The sequence below is a fragment of the Achromobacter sp. NCFB-sbj8-Ac1-l genome (genome assembly GCF_052695805.1).
In genome coordinates this window covers 2,951,503-2,969,500 of record NZ_CP199812.1, presented here as the reverse complement: position 1 = coordinate 2,969,500, position 17,998 = coordinate 2,951,503, and the positions used below count along the sequence as shown (strand labels likewise).

General features: G+C 68.1%; 18 protein-coding genes. 12 read left to right on the top strand and 6 right to left on the bottom strand.

Annotated elements, in window-relative coordinates:
- Positions 1–79: 79 nt before the first annotated feature.
- Complete coding sequence (locus ACUDP5_RS13620; protein WP_445658984.1) at positions 80–1,642, top strand: diguanylate cyclase domain-containing protein; 1,563 nt, start codon at positions 80–82, stop codon at positions 1,640–1,642.
- A 72-nt stretch (positions 1,643–1,714) separates the two neighbouring features.
- Here ACUDP5_RS13620 and ACUDP5_RS13615 read toward each other — a convergent pair whose 3' ends face one another.
- Positions 1,715–2,146: a DoxX family protein gene (locus ACUDP5_RS13615; protein ID WP_445658983.1), complete on the bottom strand. Its 432-nt coding sequence runs from the start codon at positions 2,144–2,146 to the stop codon at positions 1,715–1,717.
- Between the two features lie 109 nt (positions 2,147–2,255).
- Here ACUDP5_RS13615 and soxR point away from each other — a divergent pair, with 109 nt between their 5' ends.
- A complete protein-coding gene (gene soxR, locus ACUDP5_RS13610) occupies positions 2,256–2,720 on the top strand; it encodes a redox-sensitive transcriptional activator SoxR (RefSeq protein ID WP_263913376.1) in 465 nt (154 codons plus the stop codon).
- 239 nt (positions 2,721–2,959) lie between these two features.
- A complete protein-coding gene (locus tag ACUDP5_RS13605) occupies positions 2,960–4,723 on the top strand; it encodes a GGDEF domain-containing protein (protein ID WP_263913377.1) in 1,764 nt (587 codons plus the stop codon).
- Between the two features lie 59 nt (positions 4,724–4,782).
- On the opposite strand, the gene ACUDP5_RS13600 is transcribed toward ACUDP5_RS13605, so the two are convergent.
- On the bottom strand, positions 4,783–4,932 hold the full coding sequence (locus ACUDP5_RS13600; RefSeq protein WP_263913378.1) for a hypothetical protein: 150 nt from the start codon (positions 4,930–4,932) through the stop codon (positions 4,783–4,785).
- A gap of 390 nt (positions 4,933–5,322) precedes the next feature.
- On the opposite strand from ACUDP5_RS13600, the gene ACUDP5_RS13595 reads away from it, so the two are divergent.
- The 4 genes from ACUDP5_RS13595 (at position 5,323) to ACUDP5_RS13580 (ending at position 8,681) form a co-directional block, all read left to right on the top strand.
- Positions 5,323–5,934: a TetR/AcrR family transcriptional regulator gene (locus ACUDP5_RS13595; protein ID WP_445658982.1), complete on the top strand. Its 612-nt coding sequence runs from the start codon at positions 5,323–5,325 to the stop codon at positions 5,932–5,934.
- A 10-nt stretch (positions 5,935–5,944) separates the two neighbouring features.
- The gene (locus tag ACUDP5_RS13590) at positions 5,945–6,424 is read left to right on the top strand and encodes a nuclear transport factor 2 family protein (RefSeq protein ID WP_445658981.1); all 480 of its coding nucleotides are present in this window, start codon (positions 5,945–5,947) and stop codon (positions 6,422–6,424) included.
- A gap of 253 nt (positions 6,425–6,677) precedes the next feature.
- Positions 6,678–7,148, top strand: a complete 471-nt coding sequence (locus ACUDP5_RS13585) for a tripartite tricarboxylate transporter TctB family protein (protein ID WP_263913381.1) — start codon at positions 6,678–6,680, stop codon at positions 7,146–7,148.
- A gap of 3 nt (positions 7,149–7,151) precedes the next feature.
- A complete protein-coding gene (locus tag ACUDP5_RS13580) occupies positions 7,152–8,681 on the top strand; it encodes a tripartite tricarboxylate transporter permease (RefSeq protein WP_263913383.1) in 1,530 nt (509 codons plus the stop codon).
- Between the two features lie 99 nt (positions 8,682–8,780).
- Here the strand turns inward: ACUDP5_RS13580 and ACUDP5_RS13575 are convergent, their stop codons facing one another.
- Positions 8,781–9,104 carry a SelT/SelW/SelH family protein gene (locus tag ACUDP5_RS13575; protein WP_263913384.1) on the bottom strand — a complete coding sequence of 108 codons (324 nt, stop codon included), beginning with the start codon at positions 9,102–9,104 and terminating at the stop codon, positions 8,781–8,783.
- 89 nt (positions 9,105–9,193) lie between these two features.
- On the opposite strand from ACUDP5_RS13575, the gene ACUDP5_RS13570 reads away from it, so the two are divergent.
- Positions 9,194–10,408 (top strand): multidrug effflux MFS transporter, encoded by a 1,215-nt coding sequence (locus ACUDP5_RS13570; RefSeq protein ID WP_445658980.1) that lies wholly within the window; start codon positions 9,194–9,196, stop codon positions 10,406–10,408.
- Between the two features lie 80 nt (positions 10,409–10,488).
- On the opposite strand, the gene ACUDP5_RS13565 is transcribed toward ACUDP5_RS13570, so the two are convergent.
- A complete protein-coding gene (locus tag ACUDP5_RS13565; protein ID WP_263913386.1) occupies positions 10,489–10,962 on the bottom strand; it encodes a DMT family transporter in 474 nt (157 codons plus the stop codon).
- Positions 10,963–11,054: 92 nt separating this feature from the next.
- Between ACUDP5_RS13565 and ACUDP5_RS13560 the strand changes: the two genes are divergently transcribed.
- The gene (locus ACUDP5_RS13560) at positions 11,055–11,975 is read left to right on the top strand and encodes a LysR family transcriptional regulator (RefSeq protein ID WP_445658979.1); all 921 of its coding nucleotides are present in this window, start codon (positions 11,055–11,057) and stop codon (positions 11,973–11,975) included.
- Between the two features lie 93 nt (positions 11,976–12,068).
- Here ACUDP5_RS13560 and ACUDP5_RS13555 read toward each other — a convergent pair whose 3' ends face one another.
- A complete protein-coding gene (locus ACUDP5_RS13555) occupies positions 12,069–13,040 on the bottom strand; it encodes an aldo/keto reductase (RefSeq protein WP_445658978.1) in 972 nt (323 codons plus the stop codon).
- 105 nt (positions 13,041–13,145) lie between these two features.
- Here ACUDP5_RS13555 and ACUDP5_RS13550 point away from each other — a divergent pair, with 105 nt between their 5' ends.
- Together ACUDP5_RS13550 and ACUDP5_RS13545 are read left to right on the top strand one after the other, a co-directional pair.
- Positions 13,146–14,093 carry a LysR family transcriptional regulator gene (locus tag ACUDP5_RS13550; protein WP_445658977.1) on the top strand — a complete coding sequence of 316 codons (948 nt, stop codon included), beginning with the start codon at positions 13,146–13,148 and terminating at the stop codon, positions 14,091–14,093.
- A gap of 118 nt (positions 14,094–14,211) precedes the next feature.
- A complete protein-coding gene (locus ACUDP5_RS13545; RefSeq protein ID WP_445658976.1) occupies positions 14,212–15,018 on the top strand; it encodes an enoyl-CoA hydratase in 807 nt (268 codons plus the stop codon).
- Between the two features lie 16 nt (positions 15,019–15,034).
- Here ACUDP5_RS13545 and chrA read toward each other — a convergent pair whose 3' ends face one another.
- Positions 15,035–16,294, bottom strand: coding sequence for a chromate efflux transporter (gene chrA / locus ACUDP5_RS13540; RefSeq protein WP_445659163.1), 1,260 nt, complete (start codon positions 16,292–16,294; stop codon positions 15,035–15,037).
- A 264-nt stretch (positions 16,295–16,558) separates the two neighbouring features.
- Here chrA and ACUDP5_RS13535 point away from each other — a divergent pair, with 264 nt between their 5' ends.
- On the top strand, positions 16,559–17,875 hold the full coding sequence (locus ACUDP5_RS13535) for an ATP-binding protein (protein WP_445658975.1): 1,317 nt from the start codon (positions 16,559–16,561) through the stop codon (positions 17,873–17,875).
- Positions 17,876–17,998 lie beyond the last annotated feature (123 nt).

The window sequence follows — 17,998 nt, the reverse complement described above, 5'->3', positions numbered from 1 at the left end:
ATTGGCGCAGTCGGCCGCTTGCATACAATGGCGCCTGCCCGGCGCAGTCGCCGCGCCCGTCCCGAGGTCCGAGCCTGCTGTGTTCCCCCTGCGAATCAATCTGCGCGGCCTGGTGCTCGCGCTTACGGTGTTCAGCGCGCTTGCCGGCACTGCCAACGCCCTGTATGCCAGCTACCGCCTGCAACGCGAGCAGCTCATTGCCAACACGCTGGAATCAAACCGCGTCTACGCGGCCAAGCTGGCCGAAAGCGCCAGCTACTTCCTGAAAGCGGCGCAGCGCCAGCTGAGCTACAGCGCCCACCAGATCGCCGAGCACATGGACGCGCCCGATCAACTGGCCGCCGAGGTGCGGCGCGTGCAGGAGCAGACCGACAACTTCAACTCGGTGGGCGTGGTGGACGCCGATGGCCTGATCGTGGCCACGACCCAGAACTTCCGCAACTTCCTGGGCACCCGGGTCGACAGCCCTGGCAGCCGGGCCGCACTGGCCGCGCGCCAACCGCTGATCAGCAAACCCTACGTGTCCATCGCCGGCAACCTGCTGATCAACCTGTCGCATCCGGTGTTCTCGGCCGACGGCCGTTACCTGGGTTACCTGGCCGGCACCCTGCACCTGCGCAAGGACAGCGCCCTGCAGGACCTGCTGGGCAAGCACCATTACACGGACGGCTCCTACCTGTATGTGGTGGACGCCGACGGCCGCCTGATCTACCACACCGATCCGCACCGGGTGGGCGAGCGCATTGCCGGCAATGCGGTGATCGATGCCGTGGTGGCGGGCCAGGCCGGGGCCCGGCGCGTCGTGAACTCGAAAGGCGTGGACATGCTGGCCGGCTATGCGCCGGTGCCCGCCAGCGGCTGGGGCGTGGTGGCGCAGCGGCCCGCCGAGGCCACGCTCGAACCGATCCGCGATCTCGTCTGGGCCCTGGTGGGCTACGCCGCGCCGCTGGCGATCGTGTTCCTGCTGGCGATCTGGTGGTGTGCGCGGCAGATCTCGCTGCCGCTGTCGCAACTGGCCACCAACGTCGAACACCACGACGTCGCCGTCGCCATGCAGCGGGTGAAATCGGTGAAAGCCTGGTACTTCGAGGCCGAGCGCCTGAAACGGGCGGTGATCTGGAGCTTCACCAGCCTGCAGGAGAAGATCGGCAGGCTGAACCTGGCCACCATCACCGACCCGCTGACCGGCCTGCGCAACCGCCGCGGCACGCAGGATGCCGTGGAACACCTGCAGGCCTCGGCCACGCCATTCTCGGTGGTGGCGCTGGACATCGACCACTTCAAGCGGGTCAACGACACGTACGGCCACACGATCGGCGACCAGGTGATCCAGGGCGTGGCGCAATTGATGCGGGACTGTTCCCGGCCCAGCGACATTCTGTGCCGCAATGGCGGCGAGGAATTCCTGATCCTGCTGCCCGGGGTCGCCCCCACCGAGGCCGCGATCGTGGCCGAGCGCCTGCGCGGCCGTATCGAAGGACGCGACATCAGCCAGGTCGGCCACATCACCGTGTCGGCCGGCGTGGCCCAATGGCCGGCCGCCGGGCCGGACGTGGCCCAGGCCTTCCATGCGGCCGACGCCGCCCTGTATGCCGCCAAGCAGCAAGGTCGCAACCGGGTGGTGCTGCACGGCACGGCCTGAGAGACGGCGGCCACGCCTGGCCGGGCGACCGCTTGCGGCCCCGGGCCAGGCGTCGTTGCCTGCCGCGGCCACCTAGTGGCCGGTCAACGCCCTGAAGTGGCTGGCGATGGCGGCCGCGATCAGGCCGCCCACCACCGACACGTGCTCCAGCGCAAAGAACAGCGCCAGCTTGGCCTGCGGCGGCGGCAGCCGCCAGAAGGCATGCACGATCACGCTCGTGAGCAGCAGGAACACGCCCAGCGCCGCGGCCGCCAGCCACAGTGCGCGGTCGGCCAGGATCAGCACGGAACCGCCGAGCATCAACGCGGCCACCAGGATATTGACCAGGACGGCCGGTTTCAGCCCGGCGTCGCGCATTTCGGCGACGCCGCCACGAAAATCGAGCACCTTGGCCGCGCCCGACGCAATGAACACCACCGCGAGGCAGAGCCGGGCGATGAACCAGAGTCCGTCGCTTTGAAGAAGGGGATCGATAAATTGCGCGATGAACGGCGGGGTCTGCATGCGTCCTGTTCCTGGAGGGCCGCGGCCCGACGGGCCACGCGGCGGGGCTGGGTTGCCAAATGCGGCGCGACGGACTATAAGACCTCAAGCTAACTTGAGGTCAATATCCATGGCGGGCGACAAGCCGAACGACAGCACGCGCCTCATGACGGTGGGCGAAGTGGCCCGGCGCAGCGGGGTACCGGTGTCCACCCTGCACTTCTACGAATCCAAGGGCCTGATCCAGAGCTCGCGCAGCGGCGGCAACCAGCGGCGCTACCCGGTCATCGTGCTGCGCTACATCGCCATCATCAAGGTGGCGCAGCGCACCGGCATTCCGCTGGAGGAAATCCGCGAAGCCATGGCGCGCTTTCCGCAAGATGGCAACAAGCTCACGCCCGCGCAATGGAAAGCGCTGTCATCGCAATGGCGCGAAAATCTGGACGAACGCATCCGCAAGCTGACGCGGCTGCGCGACGAACTGGACAGCTGCATCGGCTGCGGCTGCCTGTCGCTGCAGGACTGTCCGCTGCGCAATCCCGACGACGTGCTGGGCCGCGACGGCCCCGGCCCGCGAATCCTGGAGCGGCCCTAGGGCCTGCCAGCACGACAAGGCGCCTGGCATGAGCCCCCTTCGGGCAGGCGTGCAATCGGTCGCCAGGCAATGATTCGCATTGATTGCCCTTCCTTGCGCAACGGCTTGTATTCGATTGACATAGTGTTGCGCACCGGCCGGAAACCCCCGCAAATGTCCGACCGAGTCAGGCCTGCCGACCCGGCATTTACAGTATCCTGCGCGCACAGAAACATCGCATCAGGCCGGCCCCCCCGTATATGTTGCGCAGTCGATTTTCGATCAAGTCCCTTGAACGCTATTTTCTGATCCTGGCGGCCGGGGTCGTGCTGCCGATGTCGGTCTTGACCGGGATACTGCTGCTCCAGAGTCGCCACGCCTATGTCTCCACCGGCGAGGCGCTGCGCGCGTTCAGCGTCGTACGGGCCACCGTCATCGCCATGGAAAGGGTTTCGGCCGAACGCGGCCCCATGAATGCGGCGCTGGGCTCCCCCTATCCCGTGCCCGCGCCGCTGCTTGATGCGCTGCAGGCGGCCCGCGATCGCAGCGATACCTGCATCGCCGAGCTGCTGGCCCTGCATCGCGCGCCTCTCCATCCCGATAGCGCCAAGGCATTCACCAACCTCCAACGCATCCGCTACGCGCTGATCCAGGCCCGCACCCAGGCCGACGCGCTGATCGCCGCGCCGCGCGACACCGTATCCGGCTACAGCGTGCTGACGGCGGTCAATGGCATGGTGGCGCTGGTGCCCGAACTGCAGGCCGCCATGGCCGACAGCGTGGCCGTGGTCATGAAGAACGAGGCCGATGCGCCCGGCCTGCTCAGCCTGGCGCTGCTTGCCAGCGACCTGCGCGAACAGGCCGGCCTGCTCGGGTCCACCTTCACGCCCGCGCTGGCCAAGCGGCGGCAACTGACCGAGGCCGACCAGTACCGCATCGAACGGGTGCTGGGACGCCTGGACCAGCTGCATGCCCTGCTGCAAGCCCGCATCGCCACCCGGCCGGAACTGCGCGCATCGATGGCGTACCTGGACATGCAGCGGCTGTACTTCGGCGAAGGCATGCGGTACCTGCAAGACGTTCGCGACATGGCCGCCTTGCAACCGGGCGGCACCGAGATCACCACGGGTGACCTGGCCAGCACCTACGTGCCGCTGATGGCATCCATCACGCAGTTTCGCGACCAGATGCTGGACAGCATCGAAGACAGCATGCGCCTGCACCGCCGCGATGCGATCCGGCTGCTGATCGTCACGCTCGTGGCGGCCGCCATGCTGGCCGCGGCCTTGCTGCTGTCACTGGGGCAGTTCCGGCGTCGCGTGATCCGGCCGTTCGTGCAGGCCACTCGCATCATCGGCGCCATCGCCAACGGGGCCGCGACCGCATCCATTCCCGTCGGCAAGTACCGCGGCGAGGTCGACGGCATGTTCCGGGCGTTGCGCGTGCTGGAAGACAACGCCTCGGCCCGCCAGCGCCTGGAACGCGAACGCGACCGCCTGATCGTCGACCTGGCCGTCATGGCCGAAACCGATTTCCTGACCGGGTTGCTGAACCGGCGCGCGTTCGAAGGCCGCTTCGAGCAGGCGCTGGCGCAATGGCGCGGCTCGGACGCGGTGCTGGCCTTCATCCTGTTCGACATCGACGATTTCAAGGGCATCAACGATACCTACGGCCATGCCAGCGGTGACCAGGCCTTGAAGGCCGTGGCCGATCTGTGCCGCCAGACCTGGCGCCAGGCGGACGTGGTGGCCCGGGTGGGCGGCGAGGAATTCGCGGTGCTCTGCCATACCGGCACGGCCGACCAGGCGGTGCAGGCGGCCGAACGCATGCGGATGCGTATCGCCCAGGCCCGCGTGCCTGCCGAGAACGGCACCGTCTTCGCCCTGACCGCCAGCTTTGGCGTGGCGTACGTGTCGTGGCGCAACGCGGGCGCCGCCGACACGCTGTTCCGGCATGCGGACGAACTGCTCTATCGGGCCAAGATGGGCGGCAAGAACCGAGTGGTGCCCGGCGAAGTGGCCTGAATGAAAACCGCCGCCGGCAGAGGCTGCGGGCGGCGGTCAGTGGGTGGGGTACGGCGGGATCAGGCGGGCGCGTGAGCGGCGTGCTTGTCTTCGGATGGCTCGGTATCGGCCGGACGAGGAATGACTTCAGGGTCCGGACGCGTGTCAGGCGCCTTCCAGTTCAGCGGCGGAATCTCGATGCGCGATTTCTTGCTGATCAGTTGGGACATGTGCGTACTCCTGTTTGCGGTGTCGGCCTGCCCTGCGCAGGCACACAACACGGGTATCGAGCGCGCCCGGGATGCGAAGGTTATGCAGAGGGGGTGCATCAGGAACGGGCGCCAGGGCGTGGCCCTGGGAGGGATCTCGTTGTCGTTGGTGGCTTGTTGTAGAAATGACGTATGGGCATGGGTGCTGCGGGGTTCATGCCCTGGCGCAATGGCCATGACTTTATGATCATGACGCAATGACGAGAACTCAACGACGAGATAAAAGTAGTTTACCTAAAATTAAAAGAAAAAGCCAGAAAATAATGGCTTGATACATCTGACCATCGGGTCATTGACGCCGGAGAATGATCGTTCTACTATCTCTTCACACCGATAGAACGATCATTCTCCATGACCTCCCGCGCCGCTGACTCCCCCACCCCTTCTGCCGCCCTGCCCGACCCGCGGCAACGGCTGTTGCGCGCCACCGAACAACTGGTCTATGCGGGCGGCATTCATGCCACCGGCATGGATCAGATCGTCAAGACCTCCGGCGTGGCGCGCAAGACCGTGTACCAGCTGTATCCCAACAAGGACGCGCTGGTGGCCGCCGCACTCGGCGCGCGGGACGAGCGCTGGATGCAGTGGTTCATCGACGCCACCTCGGCCGCGGCCACGCCGCGTGCGCGCCTGCTGTCCCTGTTCGACGCGTTGCGAGACTGGTTTGCCTCGCCAGGCTTTCGTGGCTGCGCCTTCCTGAATGCGGCCGGCGAGATCGGCGACGACGCCAGCCCGATCCTGGCCGTGGCGCGCGAGCACAAGGCGCGCCTGTTGGCCTACGTGCGCGAATTGACCGCGGCCGCCGCCCTGCCCGACCCCGACGAGGCCGCGCGGCAACTGCTGGTGCTGATCGACGGCGCCATCGCGGTGGCCCTGGTGTCGCGCGATCCCGCCATTGCCGACAGCGCGCAACGCGTGGCCCAGGCCTTGCTCGGCCCAGCTTCCCCTTCCCCCCACCCGTAAGGAAACCGCGATGACCTCCACGAGCGCCCCCCGCCCCCCACTGCCTCCCTTCACCCACGACAGCGCCATCCAGAAAGTCCGGCTGGCCGAAGACGGCTGGAACAGTCGCGACCCGGACAAGGTGGCGTTGGCCTACAGCCTGGATACGCGCTGGCGCAACCGCGCAGAGTTCGTCAAGAACCGCGACGAAGCGCGCGCCTTCCTGGCGCGCAAATGGGCCAAGGAACTGGACTACCGCCTGATCAAGGAACTGTGGGCGTTTACCGGCAACCGCATCGCGGTGCGCTATGCCTACGAATGGCACGACGATTCCGGCAACTGGTTCCGCTCGTATGGCAACGAGAACTGGGAATTCGGCGAAGACGGCTTGATGATCCACCGCTACGCCTGCATCAACGACCTGCCCATCAAGGCATCGGAACGCAAGTTCCACTGGCCGCTGGGCCGTCGGCCGGATGACCATCCGGGGCTGTCCGAACTGGGCCTGTAGCGCTTGCGGCGACGCGCGCCATCGCGTGGCGCGTCGCCTTTCCCTGCCGTCGAAACGCGCGTTTGCGGCCGCGATGCCCTAGGGATTTCCCGCAAGGGTTTCGCGCTCGTCGCCTTGCATTGAAATTTTTTTTCATCCCTGAAAGGTGATCGGAAGTTTGAGTTTTTAGACTCCCGCATTCATTGGACTGTCAGCTATTTTTCAGACCGAAGTCAGGTCTAAGAAAAGCAACAACAAAGGGAGGAATGATCCAATGCAGTCAAAACGCAGCGCCATCAAGCGCGAGCTCTGGGCCGCGGGCACGATGATCGTGCTGGGCCTGGGGGCCATCGCGCAGGCATCCACCTACACCCTGGGCAGCCTGGCACGCATGGGGCCGGGCCTGTTCCCCGCCATTCTCGGGGTGCTCCTGGTCCTTCTGGGCCTGATCATCGCGCGCATGGCCTACTCGCCGCTGACCACGGAAGAAGACGCCGAAGACATCCCGGCGCCGCAATGGCGCGGCTGGGGCTGCATCATCGGCGGCCTGATGGCGTTCATCCTGTTCGGCAAGTACGGCGGCCTGATTCCCGCCACGTTCGCGCTGGTCTTCATTTCGGCGCTGGGCGACCGCCAGCACACGCTGCGCAGCGCCGCGGTGCTGGCCGTGGGCGTGACCATTCTGGGCGTGGCCGTTTTCTCCTGGGCGCTGCAGCTGCAGTTTCCGCTGTTTCGCTGGGGCTGATCGATGGAAATCCTCAACAACCTGATGCACGGGTTCTCCGTCGCGTTCGCGCTGGACAACCTGCTGTGGGCCGTGTTCGGCGTCTTCATGGGCAACCTGATCGGCGTGCTGCCGGGCATGGGCGTGCTGGCCGCGATTTCGATCCTGCTGCCTTTGACCTACACCATGACGCCCACCGCGGCGCTGGTGATGCTGTCCGGCATCTACTACGGTTCGCAATACGGCGGCGGGATCACCTCGATCATGCTGAACCTGCCCGGCACGGCGTCGCACGCGGTGGCCTGCCTGGACGGCAATCCGCTGGCGCGCAACGGCAAGGCCGGCTCGGCGCTGTTCATGCTGATGTTCTCGTCGTTCTGCGGCGCGTCGGTCGGCATCCTGGCAATGATCCTGTTCTCGCCACTGCTGGTGGACGTGGCCTTCAAGTTCGGCCCGGCCGAGTACTTCTCGATGATGATGCTGGGCCTGTTGGCCGGCGCCACGCTGGCCAAGGGATCGGCCATCAAGGGCGTGGCGATGGTGGTCGTCGGCCTGCTGCTGGGCGTGGTGGGCACCGACGTCAACACCGGCACCATGCGCTTTCACTTCGGCATCCTCGAACTGAGCGACGGGCTGCAGATCGTGGCGCTGGCGATGGGCCTGTTCGGCGTGGCCGACTTCCTGAAGAACATCAACCAGATCGGCGGCGACACCAAGGTCACCAGCGGCAAGATCAGCATGAAGTCCATGCGTCCCGAGGCCGGCGACATCAAGCAGTCGCGCGGCGCCCTGGTGCGCGGCACCGCCATCGGCGCGGCCTTCGGCATCCTGCCGGGCACCGGCCCGACCATTGCGTCCTTCATCTCGTACGCGGTGGAAAAGAAAGTGGCGCGCGAACCGCGCCGCTTCGGCCGCGGCGCCATCGAAGGCATCGCCGGCCCCGAGGCCGCCACCAGCGCATCGACGCAGACCAGCTTCATCCCCACCATGAGCCTGGGCATCCCCGGCGACCCGGTGATGGCGCTGATGCTGGGCGCGCTGATCATCCATGGCATCCAGCCGGGACCGCAGATGATGGTCGAACACGCCGACATGTTCTGGGGGCTGATCGCCAGCTTCTGGGTCGGCAACGTGCTGCTGTTGCTGCTGAACCTGCCGCTGATCGGCATGTGGGTGCGCCTGTTGACGGTGCCCTTCCGCTACCTGTTTCCGGCAGCGCTGTTCTTTGTCTGCGTCGGCGTCTACAGCACCAACAACAATCTGTTCGACGTGGGCATGGTGACGCTGTTCGGCGCCGCGGGCTACGCGCTGATCCGCCTGCGCTTCGAGCCGGCGCCGCTGCTGCTGGGCTTCGTGCTGGGGCCGATGGTGGAAGAGAATTTCCGCCGCGCCCTGCTGCTGTCGCGCGGCGAGCTGTCCATCTTCGTGACGCGTCCGATCAGCCTGGGCTTCGTGCTGGCTTGCGTGCTGCTGATCGCGCTGCTGCTGGTGTCGGCGGTGCGCCAGCGCAACAAGGCGCGCATGGCCCTGGAAACCTCCAGCTCGACGGCCTGACCCGTCTGCGGGCATCAAAGCAGCCGCCTTCGGGCGGCTGTTTTTTCTTGCGTGGCGGCCGGGTCGCGGCGCCTGGGCGGCGCGGTCCGCGATATCGGCTCACCCCGGGGTATCGGCCGCCCGGTGTCCATCGATATGCCCCAGCGGCCGGCCGGGATCGAGCCGGTCGCGCACCCGTTGCTTGAGCACCTTGGCCTCGGGAAAGCCGCCGTCCTGCTTGCGGTCCCAGATCAGGTCACCGTCGCAGGTGATCTGGAACACGCCGCCCGTGCCGGGTTGCAGCGCCACTTCGCCCAGGTCCGTGGAAAACGTCGACAGCAATTCCTGCGCCATCCAGCCGGCGCGCAGCAGCCACTGGCACTGGGTGCAATAGAGAATGACGATGCGGGGCGCGGGGCGGGCGGGATCGTGGGCGGATGTCATGGTGAGGGCAGTCGCATTGGCGCGGGCACGCCGTTGTCGTGGATAATGGCAGGTTTTCCGGGGCGTGCAATGCGCCCAGAGTCTTACGCATGAAGTCTGCATTATCGCCCCGTGGCCAACGCTGGTTGATCGGCCTCTTGATGGGCCTGGTCACGCTCACGCCGATGGGCATCGACATCTACCTGCCGTCCCTGCCCGCCATGGCGGTTGGCTTTGGCCACCCCGTCAGCGCACTGCAGGCCAGCATCACCCTCTTCATTTTCGCGGTGGGCGTGGGCCAGATCCTGATCGGCCCGCTGGCCGACCGCTACGGACGCCGGCCGGTGGCGCTGGGCGGCGCGATCGCCTACCTGGCCGGTTCCGCGCTGGGCGCGGCGGCCACGTCGCTGGACCTGTTCTACACCGCCCGCGTGATCCAGGGCCTGGGCGCGTGTTCGGCGTCGCTGGTGGCCTTTGCCGCGGTGCGCGACTGCTTCAGCCCCGCGGTCGGCGCCCGCGTGTACAGCTACCTGAACGGCGCGCTGTGCACCGTGCCCGCGCTGGCGCCGATGCTGGGCGGCGCGCTGGCCGTGCATGCCGGCTGGCGCAGCACCTTTGTGTTCATGGCGCTGTTCGCCCTGGCGCTGGCCGCACTGCTGGCGCACCGCTTCGAGGAAACGCGCGCCGCCCCGCCCCCGGCGGGCGCGCCGCTGTACAGCCTGCGGCGCTATGCGCCGATCATCTCCAGCGGCCGCTTCCTGTATTTCGCGGTCTACGCCATGGCCGGCATGGCCATGATCCTGGTGTTCGTGTCGGCCGCGCCCGTGGTGCTGGTGCAGCAGCTGGGCTATTCCGAACTGGGCTTTTCCGCCTGGTTCGGCGGCAACGCGGCCATCAACATCGCGGCGTTCTTCCTGGCGCCCCTGTTCATCGCGCGCTTCGGCCGCTACCCCATGCTGCGTGTCGGCATGGCCTCGTTGCTGCTGGCCGCGTTGATGCATCTTGCCGCGTGGCGCTGGGCGCCGGCCGCCGCGTGGATCTTCATGCTGCCGGTGGCGGTGCTGACGGTCGGTTTCTCGCTGGCGCTGGGGTCGGCGCTGAGCCTGGCACTGGAACCCTTCGGCGACCGCGCCGGCACCGCCGCGGCGGTCTTCGGGCTGTTCCAGATGAGCGGGTCCGCCGTCATCGCCACCCTGCTGCTGGACGGCGGCGTGGCCCCGCAGGCGGCCATGGGCCTGATCGGCGTCGGGATCGTCGGGCCGCTGCTGTGCCTGTCCGGCGTCATCGCGCGGCGTCTGGCGGCCAGCCGACCGGCGCGGGGCTGACGCCGGCCTGCCACCGCAGGACCAAGACGGCGGGCAACGCGCCGCGCCATCGTGGGCCGCCCCAGGCGACAAGCCGAAGCTCACCCCGCCGTGCGCGCCCCGTTCGACAGGTGCATCAGCAACGCGCCGCCCGCGATCAACGCCGCGCCCAGCAACCGGCCCGGGTTCAAGGCGTTGGCGGCAAACCCCACCAGCGCATAGCGATCCAGCAATAGCGCCGCCAGCATCTGGCCCGCGATGACCGCGGCCAGGAAGGCGCCGGCGCCCAGGCGCGGGGCCAGCATCAGCGCCGCCGTGATGTAGAACACACCGGCCAGCCCGCCCGTCCAGCCCCACCACGGCAGGCGGCCGATTTCCGCGAAGCTGGGCGCCGGCACGCGCATCAGCGCCATCACCGCCATGGCCGCGATGGCGCTGATGGCCAGCGAGGCCATCGTGGCCCACAGCGGATGGCCCAGATGACGGCCCAACGCGGCATTCGCACCGGCCTGGAAGGGCACAAGGGCGCCGGCCAGGATGGCGGCGGGGATGGCGAAAAGAGAAGTGCCGTTCATGGCGAGACTCCGATTCAAGAGGGATTGGCGCTATTCTCTTATTCACCAGACGCTAACTCCAATTCGATAATCGTCTATCGAATATGCACCAAATGAATAATCCAGAAACCGCATCCGGCATTGCCCCCAACCTGCGCGCGGTGGACCTGAACCTGCTGGTGGTGCTGGACGCCCTGCTGCACGAACGCCACCTGACCCGCGCCGCCGCCCGGTTGCCGATGAGCCAGCCCGCGGTCAGCCATGCCCTGGCCCGCCTGCGCACGCTGCTGGGCGACCCGCTGTTTCACCGCACGCGCGGCGGCCTGCGGCCCACGCCGCACGCCCTGGCGCTGGAAGCGCCGCTACGCGACGTGCTGGCGCAGGTGCGCCGCCTGCTGGCCGGCGCGGTGTTCGAGCCGGCGGCCAGCAGGCGTACCTTTCGCCTGGCCATGTCCGACTACGGCGCCAGCGTGGTGCTGCCGCCGCTGGTGCGCCGCCTGCGCCAGGACGCCCCCGGCATCGACCTGGAAATCAGCTACACCAGCCGCGGCGGCATGATCGCGGGCGTCGCCGACGGCCAGCTGGATCTGGCCCTGGCCGTGTTCGGCGAAACCCCGGCCGACATCCGCCGCGCCGTGCTGTTCGATGAGCCGTTTGTCTGCGTCACGGATGCGGCCAGCGCGTCCGGCCCGCTGACGCTGGATGCCTATCTGGCGCGGCCCCATGTGCTGGTGGCCGCCAGCCAGGACCAGCGCTCGGGGGAAGTGGATGCAGCCCTGGCCCGCCTGGGCCGCGCGCGCCGCGTGGCGCTGCGGTTGCCCCACTGGACGGCGGCGCCCGCCGTGCTGGCGGGTACCGACCTGGTGTTGACGGTGGCGCGGCGCACGGTCGTGCCCGTGCCGCCCGGGCTGGCGGTACAGCCGGTGCCCTTTGCGATCGACCCGCTGGGCTTCGAGATGATCTGGCACGAGCGCGCCGACGGCGACGCCGGGCTGCGCTGGCTGCGCGAATCATTGGCCGCGCTGATGGCGTGACAAGGGGCCAATCGCAACGCGGCCAGCCTTGCGCCAACCGCCTGCCTGCACGCCTGCCTGCACGCCGCCCGCATCGACGGCCCCTGCGCGCCCTCAGTCGCGCGCCCGCGGCGCCATGAACTCCGGCCCGACGGGGTCCTGGATGTTCTTGTCCAGCAGCTCGTCGATCTCGGCCATCTCGGTGTCGGTCAAGTGCCAGCCGAACGCATCGTCCACGCCGTTCAACTGGTCCGGCCGGCGCGCGCCCCACAACGCGATGGTCGGGCCGCTGTCCAGCACCCAGCGTATCGCCAGCGCCAGCACCGACTTGTCGTGGCGGATGCGCGCAAACGCCTCCAGCTCCTTGGTGGCGCGCACGTACTGGTCAAACCGCGGCCGACGGAACTTCGGGTCGTTCGACCGCAGGTCGTCGGCGCCAAACGTCGTATCCACCGTCATGCGGCCCGACAGCAGGCCGCGGCACAGCGCGCCGTAGGCCAGCACCGCCAGCTGATGCTCGCGGGCATACGGCAGCACGTCGGCTTCGATGGCGCGTTCGAACAGGTTGTACGGCGGTTGTACCGACGCCAGCGGCAGCACGGCGCGAAACTGGTCCATCTGCCCGGGCGAATAATTGCTGACGCCCACCGCCAGGATCTTGCCTTCGCGCTGCAGATCCTGCAGCGTGCGCGCGGTGTCTTCGATCGGCACCCGCGGATCGGGCCAGTGGATCTGGTACAGGTCGATGCGGTCGGTGCGCAGGCGGCGCAGCGAATCTTCCACCTCGCGGCGGATGCGCGCCGGACTGGAATTGCGCCGCACGCCCTCGCCTGCCCATTCCAGGCCCGCCTTGGTGGCGATCACGGCCTGGTCGCGAATGCCCTGCAAGGCCTGCCCGACCATTTCCTCGGCGTGGCCAAAGCCGTACACCGGCGCGGTGTCGATCAGGTTGATGCCGCGCTCGATCGCGCCGCGCAGCGTCGCCACGGACGCGGCATCGTCCGCGCCGCCCCACATCCAGCCGCCAATCGCCCACGTGCCCAGGCCGATCCTGGACACAGGCGTGGGGATTCCTTCAATACGCATGGTCTCGACCCGCATTGCTCGGTACTCCTACACAAAAGTTTGATGAGTGTAGGTCAGGTATTATTGATTCAAATTCAACGATCTATTCAATCGCCGCTGCCCCCCATGCCCTCCTACAGCCGCCACGACCTGGCCGATCTCAGCGCCTTCGCGGCCATCTGCCGCCGCGGCAGCTTCCGCCTGGCGGCCAGCGAACTGGGCGTGTCCACCTCGGCCCTCAGCCATGCCCTGCGCAACCTGGAAGGCCGCCTGGGCGTCAAGCTGCTCAACCGCACCACCCGGTCGGTCGCCCCCACCGAGGCCGGCCGCAAGCTGGCCGCGCAACTGGACCAGAGCTTCGGCGAAATCGGCGAGGCCCTGTCCGAGCTGGCCCAATACCGCGCCGGCCCACTGGGCGGCCTGCGCATCAACGTACCGCGTGACGCCGCGCGGCTGCTGCTCAGCCCCGTGCTGGCACGCTATCTGCACGACTGCCCGGGCGTGAAGATCGAGGTGGTGGTCGACAACAATATGGTCGATATCGTCAAGGCGGGCTTTGACGCCGGCATCCGCTTTGGCGACACGGTGCCGCAGGACATGGTCTGCATGCCGCTGACACCGCCGCTCAAGTGGGTAGTGGTGGCCACGCCCGCCTATCTGGGCCGCCACGGCACGCCCAGGACGCCCGACGACCTGCTGCGCCACGCCTGTATCCGCTTGCGTCTGGGCGACCAGACGCTGTACCGCTGGGAATTGGGCCAGGGCGCACGCGCCTGCGAAGTCGACGTGCCGGGCGCCCTCATCGTGAACGACACCGACATGGCGGTGGACGCCGCGCTGGACGGGCTGGGCCTGGCCTATTGCCTGGAACGCTACGCCGAACCGCACTTGCGCGCCGGCCGCCTGCGCCGCGTGCTGGACGACTGGGCACCCGCCGGCGCGCCGCTCGTCATGTACTACCCCAGCCGGCGGCAGCTGGCGCCCGCGCTCAGCCGCCTGATCCAGGCCATCCGGACGGCCAGCGGCCTGCCGGACGCGATCGGCAGCCAGGGCCCAGGCATCTTGCCGCGTTGACGGACCCAGGGGCTCGGCAACTGCGGCGGGCCTGCGAACGGCGACCGCAACTGGCCTACTATGGCAGGCAACGATGGCAGGCGCCGATCACAGGCACCGCCCGCTTCCTGGAGACATCATGGCCCCCGATTCCCCGACCCGCCCCGACGCCCCCGCCCCGCTGCTGCTGCGCACGACGCACGCCGGCATCGCCACCTTGCGGCTGAATCGGCCGGCGCAATTCAATGCGCTGTCCGAGGCATTGCTGGCGGCGTTGCGCGTGGAAATCGATGCCCTGGCACGCGACACCACGCTGCGCTGCGTGGTGCTCGAATCGGCCGGCCGCGCCTTCTGCGCCGGCCACGACCTGCGCGAAATGCGCAGCCAGCCGTCGTTCGACTACTACCTGGCGCTGTTTCGCCAATGCAGCCGCGTGATGCAGGGCCTGCAAGCGCTGCCGGTGCCGGTCATTGCCAAGGTGCGGGGCATCGCCACCGCCGCGGGCTGCCAGCTGGTGGCCAGCTGCGACCTGGCCGTGGCCGCCGACAGCGCCACCTTTGCCGTGTCCGGCATCAACGCGGGGCTGTTCTGTTCCACGCCCGCCGTGGCGCTCAGCCGCAACGTGTCGACCAAGCGCGCCTTCGAGATGCTGGTCACCGCGCGCTTCATCGACGCTGCCCAGGCGCAGGATTGGGGCCTGCTGAACGACGTGGCGCCCGAGGCCGAACTGGATGCGCGCGTGCAGGCCCTGGCCGAGGTCATCGCCGCCAAGAGCCCCAGCGCCATCCGTTACGGCAAGCGCATGTTCTACGCCCAGCGCCAGATGCCGCAGGCCGAGGCCTACGACTATGCCGCCGAGGTCATGGCGCGCAACATGATGGAAGAAGACGCGGCCGAAGGCATCGATGCTTTCCTGCAGAAGCGCGCGCCGCAATGGCGCGGCTGAAGACCGGCGCTTGCCGCTACGCCAGCCAGGCCAGTGCCCAGCCGCCTGCCGCGGCTGCCAGCACCACCCACACGGGCGACCAGCGCGCGTAGACCAGCAGGCCGAACAACGCCAGGGCCAGGCCGAAGTCGGCCTTGGTCAGGATGGCGCCCGTCCAGACAGGGTCGTACAGCGCCGCCAACAGGATGCCCACCACCGCGGCATTGACGCCCGCCACCATGTTGCGCACCCCCGGCCGGCGCCGCAGGCTTTCCCAGAACGGCAACGCGGCCGCCAGGATCAGTGCCCCGGGCAGGAATATCGTCACCAGCAAGAGCGCCCCGCCCGCCCAGCCGGACAACGGCCCCGACGATGCCGCGCCCAGGAACGCCGCGAACGTGAACAAGGGCCCCGGCATGGCCTGCGCCACGCCATAGCCCGCCAGGAAATCGGCACTGGACACCATGCCCCCGCCCACCGCCGCCGTGTCCAGCAGCGGCAGCACGACGTGGCCGCCGCCGAACACCAGCGCACCGGCCCGGTAAAAGCCGGCCACCTGTGCGGCCAACGGCATCCCCGACCACACGGCCCACAGCGGCAAGAGCCCCAGCAGCGCCACGAACACGGCCAGGCACAGATACCCCGTCCGCCGCGACACACCCTGCGCGCGGTTGGCCAGGATCGGCCGCGGCGGCACCTGCAACAGCGCTCCCCCCGCAATCGCGCCCAGCGCAATCGCGCCCAGTTGCCCCAACGTGGTCGGCACGAACACCGCCATCAGCGCCGCGGCCATCGCCAGGCCGGCGCGCGGCCGGTCCGGACAGAGCGAACGGCCCATGCCCCATACCGCCTGCGCAACGACGGCCACCGCCGCCACCTTCAGGCCATGCACCACTGCCAGGCCCGGCGCGCCGCCCAACTGCGCCACTCCCAGGCCCAGCAGCACCATGGCCAGCGCCGACGGCAGCGTGAACGCCACCCAGGCCGCCAGCATGCCCGGCCAACCCGCCCGCTTCAGTCCCAGCGCCATGCCCACCTGGCTACTGGCCGGCCCGGGCAGGAACTGGCAAAGCGCCACCAGGTCGGAAAACGCGTAGTCGTCCAGCCAGCGGCGCCGGTCGACGAATTCTTCGCGGAAATACGCCAGGTGGGCGACCGGCCCGCCAAAGGCGGTCAGGCCCAGCCGCAGGAACGCCAGGAAGACCTCGATACAGGACCCCTGCTCGGCCGGCGTGGCCTCGTGCGTCGCCGGTTTGCTGGCGATGCGTTCATCATGAGAAGGCGGCTGCGGCGGCATCGTGACACTCTGCACGGATGGAGCCCCGGATTGCGGCTCCCCTGAACCCTGCTTATAGCCGGCCCGGGCCGCCGTTTCAATCCGCCATTGCCATGGGGTTGGCCGTGACGCCCGCGCAGTGACTTCATGAATCTTCACAAATCCCACACAAATCCGGGCGGATTACCCTGCCGCCGCCCGGTAGCATTGCGCAGCCCGAGGCATCGGGCCAGGCGCCCGGACGGCTGTTGTGCCGCCACGGTGCCCACAGGAGTCTCACACACCATGCTCAAGTTCACGATCCGCATCTTCGTGGTCGCCGCCATTGCCTACATCGCTGCATCGCAGCTGGTGAACCGCAGCCTGGGGTACCTGCTGGACTCGGTCAGCGCGGATCTTTCCTACCAGGCCGTGCGCGGCCAGATGTACGCCCTGCACAAGGACCTGGACCCCATCGAGCCGGAATCGCGCGCCGCCTTCATCCGCGACACCCTGCGGCCCCACTACGGGCTGGAACTGAAGCTGGTCACGCCCGAACGCATCGAAGCCACCGAACAGGAAAAGCGGGACCTGGCCACGCGCGGCTTCATCATGCGCGACGAATACAACACCTACCTGGCGCCCTTGCCCGGCGAGCCGCGGCAATGGCTGGAAATGCGCCTGCCGGGCGAACCCACGCTGGAAAAATGGATCACCTGGACGGCCTGGCTGGCGCTGAGCATGGTCATCGGGGCCGTCCTGCTGCTGCTCTGGGCGCTGCCGGTATGGCGCGACCTGGACTCGCTGCGCAACGCCACGCTGCGCATGGGCCAGGGCGACCTGGGCGTGCGGGCGCGGCTATCGCATTTTTCCGGTATCCGGCACGTGGGCGAAAGCTTCAACCAGATGGCCGAGCGCATCGCCGCGCTGGTCGAAAACCAGCGCAGCCTGACCAACGCCGTCTCACACGAATTGCGCACCCCGCTGGCCCGCCTGTCGTTCGAGGTCGACATGCTGGGCCAGGAAAAATTCCAGGCCAAACGCGAGCAGATCCTGCACGACATGCGCACCGATATCTCGGAACTGGAAGCGATGGTGGAAGAACTGCTCGTGTACGCCCGCCTGGAACGCCCCGCCGACGACATCGTCAAGCAGGAAACCGTGGACGTGCGCGACTGGCTCGGCGAAGCGCTGGCCCAGGTGGCGCACCAGGCCGACTCGCGCGGCGTGCGCTGCCACGTGCGCGACGAGGGCCTGCCCGCCCATGTGCAGCTGCACCCGCGCTACATGAGCCGGGCGCTGCTCAACCTGGTGCAGAACGCCGTGCGCTATGCCAAGGGGCGCATCGACATTTCGCTGACGGCCTGCCCCGCGGGCGGCTTCGAACTGATCGTGGACGACGACGGCCCCGGCATTGCCCCGGCCGACCGCGAACGCATCTTCGATCCCTTCGTACGCCTGGACGAAAGCCGCGACCGCGGCACGGGCGGTGCCGGGCTGGGGCTGGCCATCGTCAAGCGGGTGGCGGCCAGCCACAAGGGCACCATCGAGGTCCACGACAGCCCCTTGGGCGGCGCACGTTTCGTGCTGCGCTGGCTGTCGCCAAACGGCGTCACGGAATAAATGGCGGCATGCTGTCGGGGTATTTACGGCTGCTTTCATGTTGCGATGCAATAGTTGCATTGCTGTCGATTTATTGCGCCTGTCGGCCCGATCCACATCCGACCCCAATATCGCGACGATTAT